Below are 15,995 nucleotides of genomic sequence, written 5' to 3'. Positions count from 1 at the left end.
TATTTTAATCAAAGGATTGCATTTCTACAAGCTTTTTATAAGTGCCATTAGCACTAATCAATTCTTGATGCCTTCCCTGCTCTACAATTTCACCCCGTTGCATCACTACGATCTTATCTGCGTTTTGAATGGTAGATAACCTATGAGCTATAACTACAGAAGTTCTATTTCTCATCATATTTTCCAGTGCTTTCTGTACAAGCTTTTCGCTTTCGGTATCAAGAGCTGAAGTGGCTTCGTCAAGTATCATCACCGGAGGATTTTTAAGTACCGCTCTGGCTATGGATAAGCGCTGTTTTTGACCACCACTTAATTTATTACCGCTATCACCAATATTTGTATCCAGGCCTGCAGGTAGGTCTTTTACAAATTCCCAGGCATTAGCAATTTTTAAAGAATCTATGATCTCTGCATCTGATGCATAGTCTTTACCCAGTGAAACATTATTTCTAATAGTATCATTGAATAAAATGGAATCTTGAGTCACCAGACCCATTAAATTTCTTAACGAGGCCTTTTTTATTTGCCTTATATCTGTTCCATCTATTTTAATAGAGCCTTCATTTACATCATAGAATCTCGTGATAAGATTCGCAATTGTTGATTTACCTGATCCAGACTGACCTACCAATGCTACAGTTTGACCTTTAGGTACGGTAACGCTGAAGTTTTTCAATACTTTTTCATCCTCGTATTTAAAATCTATATTCTCAATACTTATTTCTGAATCAAAATTTTTCTTATCTATAGCGTTTGGAGCATCTGTAATCGTAGATGGTGTTTCCAGTACTGCGAGAATTCTTTCAGCAGCTGCATTTCCCTTTTTTACACTGTAAGATGCTTTTGAAATTTGCTTCGCAGGTGTAAGAATATTATAGGCGAGGCCGAGAAAAGCTATAAAAGTTGCCGCATCAAGGCTGCCTTCTACAAGGACCATATTTCCACCTACCCAAAGTATGATCACTATCACAAAGATTCCCAGAAATTCACTGGTTGGTGAGGCTAAATTCTGGCGATTCACCAGTTTATTAAGAATATGATTCAGTCTGTTGGTAGAATCCTGAAATCGATTATAAAACTTATCCTCGGCATTAAAACCTTTAACGATTTTAAGGCTTGATAATGTTTCCTCCACGATACTCAAAAAATGGCCATTTTCTTCCTGGGCCAGGTTAGATTGCTTTTTTAATTGTTTACCAATAATCGATATAATAAATCCAGCTACCGGAAGAAAAATAAATACAAACAAGGTAAGCTTTGCACTCATCAACAGCATGGCAATGATGGTGAAAAGAATAGTAAGTGGTTCTCTAACAATTAATTCAAGAATAGATAGAAAGGATGTTTGTACTTCGTTAACATCTGCCGTTATTCTTGAAATAGTATCTCCTTTTCGTTTTTCAGAAAAATAAGAAACCGGTAAAGCAAGTATTTTTTTATACATCGCATCTCTAAGGTCCCTGAGAACTCCATTCCGCAGAAATGTTAGAAAAAATGAACTTAAGTAACCAAATAAATTCTTTAGAAAAAATAGTAGGACAACTATTCCGCAGATAAATACTAAAGCGGCTACTTCATCTTCGTTAACGCGTTGTGTGACCTCGTAATTAAAGTAGTCTGAAATATAATCCTTGATATTTCTAATTCCATCCCATACAGGTTTTTTAGAAACCCTTTTAGTTTTATCAAATAAAACCTGGATTACAGGAATCAATGCAATAAATGAAAGGGTGCTGAAGATAGCGTAAAAGACGTTGCAAATAATATTCAGTATCGCAAAACGCTTATAAGGAATTGCGAATTGAAGTATTTTCCTAAAGTAGGTCATTTAATAATAGTTAGCCCAGTTGTAGTTCCTGTCTTATTCGGGCAATTTTGTCACTCAGTTTCTGGTCTTCCTCCTGGTAATTCTCAACAGCTTCAAGATCTGAATTCACACTGATGTAGAATTTGATCTTTGGTTCTGTACCACTAGGTCTTGCTGCGATCTTAGTCCCATTTTCAGTATAATAAATAAGCACATTAGATTTTGGAATATCAATTGCACTTTCTGTATAATCCTGAACGTTCTTGGCGATAGATAATTTATAGTCTTCTATAAGAACTACTTTTTCTCCATCAATTTCTTCCCAGGGATTCTCTCTTAGGTCGATCAACATTTGTTTGATCTCCTGTTCTCCCTGAATTCCTTTTTTCACTAAAGAAATTAATTCCTCTCTATAAAGACCATATTGAGTGTATAGCTGTAATAGTTTTCTATAGAAAGAATTTCCTTCTGCCTTCATTTTTGCTGCAATTTCGCAAGCGAGTAGGGTAGCGGTAACTGCATCCTTATCGCGAACAAAGTCACCAACCATATAACCAAAACTTTCCTCTCCGCCTCCTATGAAATCAAGTTCCGGATGATCTTTAATAAGTTTGGCTATCCATTTGAAGCCCGTAAGAACTTCTATGTATTCTACGTTATACGCTTCAGTAAGATTCTTAAGCATTGGCGTAGAAACGATGGTTGAGGCCACAAATTCATTTCCGTCCATCTTACCAGACCTTTTCCATTGCTCCAGTAAAAACCAGGTCATAACGAGCATGGTTTGGTTTCCATTTAGCAAGATCATTTTTCCGTTAAGATCTCTAACAGCAACTCCAAGACGATCACAATCCGGGTCTGTACCAATTACAATATCAGCATTTTCTCTATCTGCAATTTCAAGTGCCATTTTTAAAGCTTCCGGCTCTTCTGGGTTGGGCGATATAACAGTGGGGAAATTACCATTGGGCGCTCTTTGTTCTTCCACAATATGAACATTGGTAAAACCAGCTTTTTCAAGAACCTCAGGTACCATGGTTATTGAAGTCCCGTGAAGAGAAGTGAATACAACTTTAAGATTCTCACGATCTTTAGCCGGCGTATCAAAACTTCCATTTTCAACCGAAGCCTGGGCGAAAACCTTATCAACTTCTTCATCGATCTTTTCAATAAGATCTTCATTTGCTTTAAAATTGACAGCACTATAATCAAGATTATTGATAGTTTCTATCAATTCTATGTCCTGTGGGGGAACAAGCTGACCTCCATCTTCCCAGTAAACTTTATATCCATTATATTCAGGAGGATTATGGCTTGCCGTTAATACAATTCCGCATTGACAATCCAAATGTTTCACCGCAAAAGAAAGTTCAGGAGTTGGTCTTAATTCAGAAAAAAGGAAAACCTTTATCCCGTTCGCTGAAAAAACATCAGCAACTACTTTTGCTAATTCCTGGCTGTTATTACGGCAATCGTATGCTATGGCTACTTTAATGTCTTTTTCAGGAAAAGATTTTTTTAGATAATTTGATAATCCCTGGGTGTTTTTACCGAGCGTGTATTTATTGATTCGGTTGGTCCCCACACCCATAACTCCACGCATTCCCCCGGTCCCGAATTCAGCATTTTTATAAAAGCTCTCTTCTAATTCTTTAGGATTTTCTTCGATAAGCCTGTTGATCTCAGACCTGGTATCATTGTCAAATATATCAGTAAGCCATTCTTCAGCTTTTTGAAGAATTTCTGGTTTATTAGTAGCCATAATTAGATTGTTTTGCTAGGCAAAAATAATGATTAAAACCTGAAAGCCCCTAAATATTAGGAGTGGTTTTCTTTATTAAGTATCGATCCTTATCACGTTTAGACCTGAGTATGAGTTCCCCGAGAAAGCCCGCCAGGAAAAACTGAGTACCTATGACCATTACGATTAACGCGATGTAGAACCAGGGATTATCTACCACAAGTATATTAGGAATACCATGGTATAATTTATAGAGTTTAGAAAGTCCTATCCATCCTGCTGTAATAAAACCTATGAGGAACATAAGAACACCAAGGGCGCCAAATAAATGCATTGGTCTACGGCCAAACTTAGATAAGAACCAGATGCTTATTAGATCCAGGAAGCCGTAAATAAAACGGTTAACCCCAAATTTTGTAGTCCCATATTTTCTAGCCTGGTGTTGAACTTCTTTTTCAGTTATCCTGTAAAAACCTGCATTTTTTGCTAAAACTGGAATATAACGGTGCATTTCTCCATAAACGTCAATATTTTTTATGACATCCTTCCGGTAAGCTTTAAGTCCGCAGTTAAAATCATGAAGTTTTACTCCTGAAGTTTTTCTTGCGGCCGCATTGAAAAGTTTGGATGGTAAATTCTTAGTCAGCACGTTGTCATAACGCTTCTTCTTCCAACCCGAGACAAGATCATTTTCCTTTTTGATGATCATGTCGTAAAGTTCTGGGATCTCCTCAGGATTATCCTGAAGATCTGCATCCATAGTGATTACAACATCTCCTTCAGCTTTTAAAAATCCTGCATGCAGAGCCTGAGATTTACCATAATTACGGTTGAAGCGAATTCCCTTAACCCGGTCATCCTTATTAGATAAAGCTTCAATGGTTCTCCAGGAACCATCTGTGCTGCCATCATCAATAAAAATGATCTCGTAAGAAAAGGAATTGGACCGTAAAACTTTTACGATCCAATTATATAATTCAACAAGAGATTGTTCTTCGTTAAGAAGTGGTATTACAACCGATATCTGCATATTTATGCGTTTGTGGTATCTTTTTCTTTAAAAACAAGAGCTACTATAAGCCCTACAACTGCGTACATGATCAACTGGAAAGCATATCCCTTTAATTGATTTAAAAAAGAATATTGGTTCTCCTCCTGCATTTGCTGAAGAGCTTCATTTATCTGAGCTTCCTGAGCTCCAAAACCTTCCATCATATCCCTGGTGGATTCAATGGTCAATTCAGTTAATGTTTCAGCAGCTTCAGAGTCAACAACATTAAAAAGGATCATTGTAAAAAGCAAAGAAATGAAAGTTCCGATAAAAACCGTTAGAAAATAAGCCCCAAATGCATCTTTGAATTTAAAAAGGCTGGTGCTTACTTTTTTAGCCTTGCTGGTAGCCATACTTGCCATAATGATAACAAAAACAAGCAGAGAAATACCAAACCACCATTTTGTAAATAGGCTAAGATCAAACGCATAAGCTAATACAACGATTAGTATTAATGATAAACCTAAATAAAGGCCATAGGAAGTAGAAATTTTTTTAGCTGGATTTTCCATAGTTTAATAGAAGTTTGATTAGTTTAGCAGTTAGTTAACAAATATAGTAAAACGTTACATTCAAAATTCCAGAAAAACTTTTTTGAAAAATGTTTGTAGTTGGGAAGTTATTACTTAAATTTGCACCTCGAAAATTAAAAGATCAAAGCGATGAAGCAGGGAATCCATCCGGAAAATTATAGATTAGTAGCTTTTAAAGATATGTCTAACGAAGATGTATTTATTACTAAGTCTACAGCGAAAACAAAAGAAACTATTGAAGTTGACGGAACTGAATACCCGTTGATAAAACTGGAAATCTCCAGAACTTCTCACCCGTATTACACAGGACAAACTAAGCTTGTGGATAGTGCTGGTAGAATTGACAAATTCAAGAACAAATACTCAAAATTCAAGAAGAAGTAATTTTTCCTGTCTTTTAAATATATATAAAGCCGCTATTAAGCGGCTTTTTTACGTTGATGATTTTGAGATAATTCCTTTTTAATTAATCAGGAACTATTAATTTTGAGAAAAATTTCACCAAAGATGAATTATATTCTTTATGATGGTCCTGAAAGAGAAGACCTTCTGCCGTTTACCTTTACCCGGCCAGTCGCAGATATCAGGATTGGTATACTTACGATCAGGGAGAAATGGGAGAAAATGTTGGGAAAGAAAACTTCAACCAAAACTGAAGAGTATCTAAGTGGTAAATGGCCTTTAGGGGTTAAAGAGCAAAATATTTTTATCAATTCATCTGTTATCCCTACCGAAGAATTGATTAGGGAAATAAATGCCTTGCAAGCAAATGAAAAATTGATCAGAGATGATAAGGTAGTTGCATATTTTCAGGAGGGAACCTTAGACAAAGATATTTCTGGGTTTGACTCTAAGAAAGCTAGCAATGATGTACTTTCTATTTCAAATACCTGGGATATATTTTCAAAAAATGGAGAAGCTTTGAATCTGGATTTTGCACTTTTAACCAGGGAGCGAAAATCAAAAGATATTGATGGATCTAATTTTGTAAAAGCTGCTGAAAATATTTTTATCGAAGAAGGGGCTGTTGTAGAAAATTGTTCTTTGAATGCTTCATCCGGACCTATTTATATCGGTAAAAATGCCACAGTAATGGAAGGTTCTTTGATTAGAGGTCCTTTTGCTATTTGTGAGAATGCTACCGTAAAATTAGGCGCAAAAATATATGGACCAACTACTATAGGGCCTTTCTGTAAAGTAGGAGGAGAAATTAATAATTCCGTTTTCTTTCAGAATTCAAATAAAGGTCACGATGGTTATCTTGGGAATTCTGTGCTAGGTGAATGGTGTAATATAGGGGCGGATTCAAATAATTCTAACTTGAAAAACAACTATGCTGAAGTAAGAATATGGAATTACAGGACCGAGAATTTCGCGAAAACCGGCTTGCAGTTCTGTGGGCTTATAATGGGAGATCATAGTAAATGCGGAATCAATACTATGTTTAATACTGGAACAGTGGTTGGAGTAAGTGCCAATATATTTGGTAGCGGCTTTCCTCGTAATTTTATTCCGGGATTTAGCTGGGGAGGAAGCGCAGGAACCACTACTTATAAGCTGGAAAAGGCATTGGAAACGGCTGAACTAGTAATGCAAAGGCGTAATATTGATCTAACCCAGGATGACCGGGATATTCTTAAATATGCATTCGACTATTCGGCTAAATGGCGCAGAGCCTAGAAGCTAAAAATAGAAACTAGAACTAATAAGCATAGAAAAAGTATTGCAGAGACCAATAAAACTCTGGAATGCTTTTTTTTATGTTCCTTAATGATCTCTAATCGAAAATGCTCAAGGTCTTCTTCGGTGATTCGCGATCTGGACATAATCCTTTTAAATCCATTTCCTGATTCCCTCAAAGTGGCATTTTCTTCTTTGCCCTCGTAGTCAAAATTGGCGGGATTTGCTCTGCCAAATTTCATATTGATGTTATTGATAAAAGAGATGGAATATACGAATAATTGCTCAGTATTTATTTAATATTCACAGTCTCTTAGGATTACAATCTTAATTGAATTTTATAGAAACGTTTTAAGTTGGTATCTTTGCAGCCCTATTCACGGGTTTGGTTTTTAAATGAGGGAATATGAACGTTAAGAAAGTCGCATTTTATACATTGGGTTGTAAACTCAATTTTTCTGAAACATCAACTATAGCAAGGTCTTTTGAAAATGAAGGTTTTGAAAGGGTTGAATTTTCAGAGGTGGCAGATATATATGTTATCAATACCTGTTCTGTTACTGAAAATGCAGATAAACGTTTTAAAACCATAGTGAAACAAGCTCAGAAAGCAAATGAAGATGCTTTTCTAATTGCTGTGGGTTGCTATGCTCAGTTAAAACCAGAAGAACTTGCAGCGGTAGATGGGGTAGATCTTGTTCTAGGAGCCACAGAAAAATTTAAGATCACAGATTATCTGAATGATCTTACCAAAAATGATCATGGTGAAGTTCATTCCTGTGAGATCAATGAAGCAGATTTTTATGTAGGCTCATATTCTATAGGTGACCGCACCAGGGCCTTTTTAAAGGTTCAGGATGGTTGTGATTATAAATGTACCTATTGTACCATTCCTTTAGCCAGAGGGATTTCCAGAAGCGATAAGCTTGAAAATGTCTTGAATAATGCCGCAGAAATTTCTGAACAGGGAATCAAGGAGATCGTTTTGACCGGTGTTAATATCGGGGATTATGGGAAAGGAGAGTTCGGGAATAAAAAACATGAACATACATTTTTAGATCTGGTTAAGGCATTAGATGAAGTTAATGGCATTGAAAGACTTAGAATTTCTTCAATAGAGCCTAACCTTCTTAAAAATGAGACTATAGATTTTGTTTCTAAAAGTAAAACCTTTGTGCCTCATTTTCATATTCCACTTCAAAGTGGAAGTGATGAGATCCTTAAGCTTATGCGTAGGAGGTATATGAGTGATCTTTATGTTGATAGGGTGAATAAGATCAGGGAGGTAATGCCGAATGCCTGTATTGGTGTTGATGTCATTGTTGGTTTCCCTGGGGAGACTGAAGAGCATTTCCTGGAAACTTATAATTTCCTTAATGAGCTTGATATTTCTTATTTACATGTTTTTACTTATTCCGAAAGAGATAACACTCCGGCAGCAGAAATGAATGGGGTAGTACCACTTAAAATACGTAAAAAGAGAAGTAAAATGTTACGTGGGCTTTCCGCTAAGAAAAGACGTGCTTTCTACGAAAGTCAGTTAGATAATGAGTGTACGGTTCTCTTTGAAGGTGAGAATAAAGAAGGATATATTCATGGATTTACTGAGAACTACGTCAAGGTGAAAGCTCCCTGGGATCCGGGTAAAGTAAATACCCTTCAGGAAATTAAATTAACTGAAATAGATGAGGACGGTCTGGTAAGGTTTGAAGAAGTACCGACTCCGGTAACTGTTTAAATATTAATGCCTACTGGTAGAAGGTCTTTATATTTACGACGATTTCTTCTCATAAATCCTGCGATTTCAGGACTGGTTGGTACAACTCTGGTGTTTCTTTCTTTAATTTCGGCAAGTACGGCTATAATAAAGTCTTCCTGTCTATCTTCAGTTCCGTCGGGCATTCTTAGTTTAGTAAGAAAAATTTTTCTTTCCTGTTGCGAATATTCGATACACGCCAATTCATTATTGATAAAAGTTTCAAATTGTCTAAGAAACTCATTATCTGAAATCACTAAATCTTCCTTGCTCATTGCTTTTGTTTTTAGTTCATTGGTACTTCAATAAGAAGAACCTTTGAAGGTTTAATGAATTCCATAGAAATTTCATCTGTATCCCATATTCCAACTGCGTCACGATCATTTAAAGAAGTATTTGCAACTTCAGCTTCACCTTCAATAAGGAATATATAGACTCCATGGCCTTCATTCTTCAACTTATACTCAATTTTCCTGCCAATCTGGAAATCACCTAAATGCAGATATGCCTGCTGATTGATGAATAGAGAGTTTTCAGATTGATCAGATTTTGGAGAAACAATATTAACCAAACCGTCATTTTTTAATAATTCTGAAAAATCCTTTTGGTCATATCTGGGGTCTAATTCATTCTCTTCAGGAAATATCCAGATCTGTAGCATATTCAATTCCTCGTTTGAAGAATTGAATTCACTATGCTCAACTCCGGTACCTGCACTCATCACCTGGACCTCACCGGCTTTTACAACAGCTGTATGATCCATAGTATCTTTATGTCGTATCTCTCCCTTTAAAGGAATAGAGATAATTTCCATATTTTGGTGAGGATGTGTACCAAAACCCATTCCTGGCTTTACGAAGTCATCGTTTAGAACCCTTAATAGCCCGAACTGGACCTTTTCCGGGTTAAAATAATTAGCAAAGCTGAATGAAAAATTAGCGTTGAGCCATCCGTGATTGGCTTTACCCCGCGAATTTGCAGGATGTATTACTTTCTCCATTTTTTATAGGTTGGTAAATTTGAAAGTCAAGTATTATGCAGTAATTTTGATTGTTAAATTTACGATTAAATGGCAGTTATCTTTGTTATATACATGTTAAAATGAAACAGGAAGATTCTCTTACTCATGTATATTTGATGCCAGGAATGGCTGCTGCTCCGTCGATATTTGAAAATATTTTTCTTCCTGAGGATAAATACATTATTCATTCTTTAGAATGGGAGATCCCAGATCCAGATGAGACCCTGGAAAGTTATGCAAAGAGAATGTTGAAGTATATGAAACATCAAAATTCAGTTTTGATAGGTGTATCCTTTGGCGGGGTAATTGTACAGGAAATGGCAAGGTTTGTAGAACTTAAGAGGCTAATTATAATTTCCAGTGTAAAATGTACTGAAGAGCTACCTCCACGAATGAAATTTGCCTCTAAAACTGGATTGTTTAGATTGATTCCTACGGGACTGGTAGATTATGTTGATCTATTCGAAAAGGTTGCCGTTGGTGAATTTCTAAAGAAAAGAGCTAGGTTATATAAACAGTATATTTCTATTACAGATAAACAATACCTTAACTGGGCAATTAAGAATATGGTTAATTGGAAATGCGAGAATCCCGATGAAAAAGTAATACATATACATGGAGACAGGGATGAAGTATTTCCAATAAAAAATATAAACGGAGCCTTTGTGGTTCCGGGAGGAACTCATATAATGATCATAAATCGTTTTCGATGGTTTAATGAGCATTTACCGGAATTGATCGAAACTGGTAAAATGAAAAAGAAAGAACAAAAAAAACAAGTTAATTAAGCAACTATGAAGATTTTAAAGAATGCATTATTGATTGTAGGATTATTTACAGTGTGTGCAGTAAGTATAAATGCAGTGCAGCAGGAAGATGGAGGTTCTACTGGTAATAATGAAACAGTAGTAAATAAAGAAGACTAAAGCGTCGCAGACGGCTACAGGATAGTAGCTCTTCCCATGCCAGATAATCTTGAGTTTGCAGGTGAAAATGTTCCCTTAGAAGATCCTGATGTTTATGAAAGAATGGATCGTGAATTACTGGTGAATACGTACTGGCAATCTAATGCCTTGCTATTAATGAAAAGGGCAAATAAATATTTCCCTGTAATCGAGCCTATCTTAAAGGAGGAGGGGATACCTGATGATTTTAAATATCTCGCGGTTATTGAAAGTGGTCTTACCCAGGCTGTATCACCAGCAAGGGCAGTTGGGTTCTGGCAAATCCTCGAAGGTACTGGTAAGGAATATGGTCTTGAGATCAACGATAATGTAGATGAGAGATATAATATAGAAAAGTCTACTCGTGTCGCAGCCGATTATCTGAAAAAAGCAAAAGAGAGATTTGGTTCCTGGACCTTAGCCGCAGCTTCTTATAACGCCGGACAATATGGGGTGGATAAACAATTGGATAGACAAAAAGTAAAGGATTATTATGATCTTTTACTTGGTGAGGAAACTGGAAGGTACGTTTTTAGAATTCTGGCTTTAAAAGAAATCATGAATAATCCCAAAAAGTATGGTTTTAATTATACTGAAAACGACCTTTATAAGCATATTCCGGTTAAAAAAGTAAAAGTAGATACTGTAGTGAAGAATTTTCCAGATTTTGCTGATAAATTCGGAATCAATTATAAAATTCTGAAAATACATAATCCTTGGCTGCGTGATGATCATTTAAAGAATGCATCCAGGAAAACATATTTCATAGATATTCCTGAAAATGGGAATTATCCGGAAGTGAAGTAAGAAAAGTATTATTCTACCTGGACATTATCTGCGTAAACTTCGTCATAGGAGTTTACCAGGTTATTCGAAATAGAAGTTTCTAAAGCGATATAGTTTTCGCGATAAGCGGTTTCCTCCTCTGTTTGCAGGGGAGGGAATACACTTCTTCTAATGTCCATTATTTTTTTATCTCCTGAAAGCAGGAAACAGGTAGGTAAACCAAGTGAATGTTTTAATTGCCTTACCACATAAGCTCCATTGTTCTGGCTTTCATCTACATATACTACTGAAATATCCTTCGAAAAACTTTCAGCCAGCTCCTTGACTTTTTCACGTCTGTCCCAGAATAATACTACAAAATCTATATCCTTGTATTCAGCAGCAAGTTCATTTAGAGCAGGAATCTCACCTTTACTTGGCACGCACCAGGAGGCATAGGTAATAAGGAAAACAGGTTTTTTAAAATCGTAAAGCTGAACTTCCTTTTTTCTTAAATTTCTGAATTTAAAATTATCCATGTAGGACCCTTCAAGGTGGGTGCTGGTGAAATTTTCAAAAAGTTCTTTTCCCTTTTCATAATCATTAAACCGATAAGCTATATCAGCTTTTCTGTTGTAGTCTGAAAGGTTGAAGTATAAAGCCTCGGAGAAATAAGTTTTTTCCTCCAACTCTTGCTGAGAAAATACTATAGGTCCAATAAAAAGAAAAACTAATAATAGTTTTTTCATGTAATTTGTGGGGCTGGTTTTGTCAAAAGTATATCAGCTTTTTCTTACAAGAAAAAAATATCGTTAAAGTGCCTATATTTTAGTTAAAAGCTATTTTGTTCTTAAAATGTTAATAAGATGGGAATTAGATCTTTTTCATTTGCTCTTTCATCATCCTGATTTGATCGTTCATCATTCCATGCTTATCTAGCTTTTTTGCTTCATTTAAAAGTGTAGTAGCCTCACGTTTCCTTCTTTTGGTCATGGCGATTCCTGCAAGATTAAGCTTGGCCATAGCCAGATCATGATCCATAGATAAACCGAGTTTAAGAGCTCGCTTAAAGAATTTTTCAGCCTGGGTGATGTTTGTTTGGGAAACCATTAGGCCGTGAAGGTACCAGTAATACCCTTGTTGCTTCTTTACAAGTGCAGTTTCAGGATTGTTTATTTTGTCTAGCCATTTCTTAGCGCCAGGGAAATCTTGCTTTCTTAGCTTTAAAAAAGCCAGTAAGATCATTTCATTTTTAAAATAAAGGAAAATGAAAATTCCAGATAAAAGTATCAGGGCGATACCGTTACCTATATTTCCTTCGATGAACTGCCAGACCGCTATTGCAATACTTAAACCGGCTAAAACTAACTTAATATTTTTGTTGAACATTTTTTATCTTGATTTTCCAGTCGGCAAAGGTAATAAAAACAATTAAAAATATTTTAATTTAGTATTTGCAGTACTTAAAAAGCTTTGTATATTTGCACGCAGTTTTAAAGACAGACAAAACGAATTTACAGAAGATAAAAGATACTCACAATGAAAAGAACGTTTCAACCATCTAAAAGGAAAAGAAAAAATAAGCACGGATTCAGGGAGCGTATGGCCAGTGCAAACGGAAGAAAAGTCCTTGCTCGTAGAAGAGCTAAAGGTAGAAAGAAATTATCTGTATCTTCTGAAAACAGACATAAACACTAATGAATCATAGTGTTCGAAATAATAAAGGTGTTACTTTTTAAGTAACGCCTTTTTTTATACCCAGACGCTTCTTATTTTTAGTCCCAACAACTCAACGGAAACACAACATATTATCATGCCAAAAAACAAAGACATCAAGTGCGTTTTAATTATAGGATCTGGACCAATTATTATAGGACAGGCCTGTGAATTCGATTATTCTGGAACTCAATCCCTTCGTTCCCTTAGAGAAGACGGGATTAAGACCATCCTGATAAACTCTAATCCAGCAACCATCATGACCGACCCTTCTATGGCCGATCATGTGTATTTAAAGCCACTTGTTACAAAATCTCTTATCGAGATCCTGAAAGATCATCCTGAAATTGATGCTGTACTTCCTACCATGGGAGGTCAAACAGCCTTAAATCTTTGTATTGAGGCAGACGAAAAAGGGATCTGGGGTGATTTTGGAGTAAAACTCATTGGAGTAGATATAGACGCTATCAATATTTGTGAGGATAGAGAGCAGTTTAAGCAATTGATGGGCAGAATAGATATTCCGGTTGCTCCTGCTAAAACTGTTACTTCTTACCTTCAAGGTAAAGAGGTAGCTCAGGAATTTGGTTTTCCGCTAGTAATTCGTGCTTCCTTTACCTTAGGTGGTGGAGGCGCTTCTTTTGTTCATAAAGCTGAAGATTTTGATGAAATGCTTTCCCGTGGACTGGAAGCTTCTCCAATTCATGAGGTTTTAATAGATAAAGCTTTATTAGGCTGGAAAGAATATGAGCTTGAATTACTACGTGATCGTAATGATAATGTTGTGATCATATGTGCCATCGAGAATATGGATCCTATGGGGATTCATACCGGTGATTCTATTACTGTTGCTCCAGCAATGACTCTTAGTGATAAGACTTATCAGAAGATGAGAGACATGGCAATAAAAATGATGCGAAATATTGGTGATTTCGCTGGTGGTTGTAACGTGCAATTTGCTGTGAGTCCAGATGAAAAAGAGGATATTGTAGCAATTGAGATTAATCCTCGTGTTTCCAGATCTTCTGCGCTTGCTTCTAAAGCAACGGGATATCCAATTGCTAAGATTGCTACTAAACTTGCCTTAGGTTACAATCTGGATGAGCTGGATAACCAGATCACTCAATCTACATCAGCGTTATTTGAACCTTCTCTGGATTATGTGATCGTTAAAATTCCACGATGGAACTTCGATAAATTTGAAGGTTCAGATAGAACTTTAGGACTTCAAATGAAATCTGTAGGTGAGGTTATGGGAATTGGAAGATCATTCCAGGAAGCTTTACATAAAGCTACCCAGTCTCTTGAAATCAAACGTAACGGGCTTGGTGCAGACGGGAAAGGTTATAAAGATTATGATCAGATAATAGACAAATTAACCAACCCAAGCTGGGATAGAGTTTTTGTGATCTATGATGCGATACAAATGGGTATTCCATTAAGCAGGATCCATGAGATCACTAAAATTGACATGTGGTTCCTTAAACAATATGAAGAATTGCATGCCCTGGATGTTGAAATTTCGGGCTACGATATTCATTCACTTCCTAAAGATCTATTACTGGAAGCAAAGCAAAAAGGTTTTGCAGACAGACAGATCGCTCATATGCTGGATTGCTGGGAAAGTGAAGTGTATAAGAAAAGAGAAGAATTGGGGGTTAACAGGGTTTATAAATTAGTAGATACCTGTGCAGCTGAATTTAAAGCAGAAACTCCTTATTATTATTCAACTTTCGAAGAAGAAATAAGATCTAAAGAAGGCGATATTTATGTAGCCAATGAGAGTAAAGTTTCAGACCGTAAAAAAATAGTAGTTCTTGGCTCTGGTCCAAACAGGATAGGACAGGGGATTGAATTTGACTATAGTTGTGTTCACGGTGTTCTCGCTGCAGCAGAATGTGGTTATGAGACTATTATGATCAACTGTAACCCGGAAACTGTTTCTACAGATTTTGATATTGCCGATAAATTATATTTTGAGCCAGTATTCTGGGAGCATATCTACGATATTATAAGACATGAGAAGCCTGAAGGTGTAATTGTACAACTTGGTGGGCAAACTGCTCTTAAACTGGCTGAAAAGCTGGAGAGATATGGTATCAAGATCATGGGAACAAGTTTTGAAGCCTTGGATCTTGCTGAAGACCGAGGTAGCTTCTCCAGATTACTTCAGGAAAATGATATTCCTTATCCAGATTTCGGAACTGCTGAAAATGCTGATGAGGCCCTTGCTCTTGCAGATGAACTTGACTTCCCAATCCTGGTAAGACCTTCTTATGTTCTAGGAGGACAGGGAATGAAGATCGTGATCAATAAAGATGATCTGGAAGCTCATGTTGTAGATCTTCTTAGAAAAATACCTAACAATAAATTATTACTGGATCATTATCTGGATGGTGCTATTGAAGCTGAAGCAGATGCGATCTGTGACGGTGAAGATGTTTATATCATAGGGATTATGGAACATATTGAACCTTGTGGAATCCACTCAGGGGATTCAAATGCCGTACTACCTCCATTTAATCTTGGTGATCTTGTAATGCAGCAGATCAAAGATCATACACGTAAAATTGCACTTGCATTGAATACGGTGGGTCTTATTAATATTCAGTTTGCGATCAAGGACGACAAAGTTTTTATTATTGAAGCAAACCCAAGAGCTTCCAGAACAGTTCCTTTTATCGCTAAGGCTTATAAAGAGCCGTATGTGAATTATGCGACTAAGGTAATGCTTGGCGAAAAGAAAGTTAAAGATTTCAATTTCAATCCTCAATTAGAGGGGTATGCGATCAAGCAGCCGGTTTTCTCTTTCAATAAGTTCTATAATGTAAATAAACAATTAGGACCTGAAATGAAAAGTACGGGTGAGAGCATTCTCTTTATTGAAAGCTTAAAGGATGATAGTTTCTACGATCTTTACTCTAGAAGAAAGATGTATTTAAGTAAATAATAGTAATTAAATTTTAAAAAGGTCATTTCAA

The 15,995-nt window shown here is 36.2% G+C and carries 15 protein-coding genes and 1 pseudogene; 7 read left to right on the top strand and 9 right to left on the bottom strand.

Annotated features, from left to right (window positions below; translation table 11 throughout):
- Window positions 1-4: 4 nt before the first annotated feature.
- Genes G530_RS0111170 through G530_RS0111155 form a run of 4 tightly spaced genes read right to left on the bottom strand, consistent with a single transcriptional unit; the run spans window position 5 to window position 5,111 of the window.
- Window positions 5-1,828: an ABC transporter ATP-binding protein gene (locus G530_RS0111170; RefSeq protein ID WP_026934619.1), complete on the bottom strand. Its 1,824-nt coding sequence runs from the start codon at window positions 1,826-1,828 to the stop codon at window positions 5-7.
- Between the two features lie 10 nt (window positions 1,829-1,838).
- Window positions 1,839-3,569, bottom strand: coding sequence for a phospho-sugar mutase (locus G530_RS0111165; protein ID WP_026934618.1), 1,731 nt, complete (start codon window positions 3,567-3,569; stop codon window positions 1,839-1,841).
- 49 nt (window positions 3,570-3,618) lie between these two features.
- Window positions 3,619-4,578 (bottom strand): glycosyltransferase family 2 protein, encoded by a 960-nt coding sequence (locus tag G530_RS0111160; protein ID WP_026934617.1) that lies wholly within the window; start codon window positions 4,576-4,578, stop codon window positions 3,619-3,621.
- A gap of 2 nt (window positions 4,579-4,580) precedes the next feature.
- The gene (locus G530_RS0111155) at window positions 4,581-5,111 is read right to left on the bottom strand and encodes a DUF4199 domain-containing protein (RefSeq protein ID WP_026934616.1); all 531 of its coding nucleotides are present in this window, start codon (window positions 5,109-5,111) and stop codon (window positions 4,581-4,583) included.
- Window positions 5,112-5,261: 150 nt separating this feature from the next.
- On the opposite strand from G530_RS0111155, the gene G530_RS0111150 reads away from it, so the two are divergent.
- Window positions 5,262-5,516, top strand: a complete 255-nt coding sequence (locus tag G530_RS0111150) for a type B 50S ribosomal protein L31 (protein ID WP_026934615.1) — start codon at window positions 5,262-5,264, stop codon at window positions 5,514-5,516.
- A 123-nt stretch (window positions 5,517-5,639) separates the two neighbouring features.
- Window positions 5,640-6,812: a GlmU family protein gene (locus G530_RS0111145; protein ID WP_026934614.1), complete on the top strand. Its 1,173-nt coding sequence runs from the start codon at window positions 5,640-5,642 to the stop codon at window positions 6,810-6,812.
- Here the strand turns inward: G530_RS0111145 and G530_RS0111140 are convergent.
- Window positions 6,809-7,054, bottom strand: coding sequence for a hypothetical protein (locus G530_RS0111140; RefSeq protein WP_026934613.1), 246 nt, complete (start codon window positions 7,052-7,054; stop codon window positions 6,809-6,811). The two genes, G530_RS0111145 and G530_RS0111140, sit on opposite strands and share 4 nt — an antisense overlap.
- A 164-nt stretch (window positions 7,055-7,218) precedes the next feature.
- Between G530_RS0111140 and mtaB the strand changes: the two genes are divergently transcribed.
- On the top strand, window positions 7,219-8,550 hold the full coding sequence (mtaB, locus tag G530_RS0111135; protein ID WP_026934612.1) for a tRNA (N(6)-L-threonylcarbamoyladenosine(37)-C(2))-methylthiotransferase MtaB: 1,332 nt from the start codon (window positions 7,219-7,221) through the stop codon (window positions 8,548-8,550).
- Here mtaB and G530_RS0111130 read toward each other — a convergent pair.
- Both G530_RS0111130 and G530_RS0111125 read right to left on the bottom strand, forming a co-directional pair.
- On the bottom strand, window positions 8,547-8,843 hold the full coding sequence (locus G530_RS0111130) for a GNAT family protein (protein WP_026934611.1): 297 nt from the start codon (window positions 8,841-8,843) through the stop codon (window positions 8,547-8,549). The genes mtaB and G530_RS0111130 overlap by 4 nt on opposite strands.
- 11 nt (window positions 8,844-8,854) lie before the next feature.
- Window positions 8,855-9,568: a pirin family protein gene (locus tag G530_RS0111125; protein ID WP_026934610.1), complete on the bottom strand. Its 714-nt coding sequence runs from the start codon at window positions 9,566-9,568 to the stop codon at window positions 8,855-8,857.
- Window positions 9,569-9,669: 101 nt separating this feature from the next.
- On the opposite strand from G530_RS0111125, the gene G530_RS0111120 reads away from it, so the two are divergent.
- Together G530_RS0111120 and G530_RS16825 are read left to right on the top strand one after the other, a co-directional pair.
- A complete protein-coding gene (locus G530_RS0111120; RefSeq protein WP_035716241.1) occupies window positions 9,670-10,377 on the top strand; it encodes an alpha/beta fold hydrolase in 708 nt (235 codons plus the stop codon).
- A gap of 159 nt (window positions 10,378-10,536) precedes the next feature.
- Window positions 10,537-11,340: pseudogene (locus G530_RS16825) on the top strand (lytic transglycosylase domain-containing protein); the annotation flags it as partial.
- Between the two features lie 8 nt (window positions 11,341-11,348).
- Here the strand turns inward: G530_RS16825 and G530_RS0111110 are convergent.
- A complete protein-coding gene (locus G530_RS0111110; protein ID WP_026934608.1) occupies window positions 11,349-12,047 on the bottom strand; it encodes a TlpA family protein disulfide reductase in 699 nt (232 codons plus the stop codon).
- Window positions 12,048-12,171: 124 nt separating this feature from the next.
- A complete protein-coding gene (locus tag G530_RS0111105) occupies window positions 12,172-12,687 on the bottom strand; it encodes a tetratricopeptide repeat protein (protein WP_026934607.1) in 516 nt (171 codons plus the stop codon).
- 150 nt (window positions 12,688-12,837) lie between these two features.
- Between G530_RS0111105 and rpmH the strand changes: the two genes are divergently transcribed.
- Window positions 12,838-12,996, top strand: a complete 159-nt coding sequence (rpmH, locus tag G530_RS0111100) for a 50S ribosomal protein L34 (RefSeq protein ID WP_011708966.1) — start codon at window positions 12,838-12,840, stop codon at window positions 12,994-12,996.
- Window positions 12,997-13,111: 115 nt separating this feature from the next.
- Window positions 13,112-15,964 (top strand): carbamoyl-phosphate synthase large subunit, encoded by a 2,853-nt coding sequence (gene carB, locus G530_RS0111095; RefSeq protein ID WP_026934606.1) that lies wholly within the window; start codon window positions 13,112-13,114, stop codon window positions 15,962-15,964.
- Window positions 15,965-15,995 lie beyond the last annotated feature (31 nt).

Origin of the sequence: Christiangramia echinicola DSM 19838 (genome assembly GCF_000423065.1) — a bacterium.
Lineage (GTDB): Bacteria > Bacteroidota > Bacteroidia > Flavobacteriales > Flavobacteriaceae > Christiangramia > Christiangramia echinicola.
This window is presented reverse-complemented; position numbering and strand designations above follow the sequence as displayed.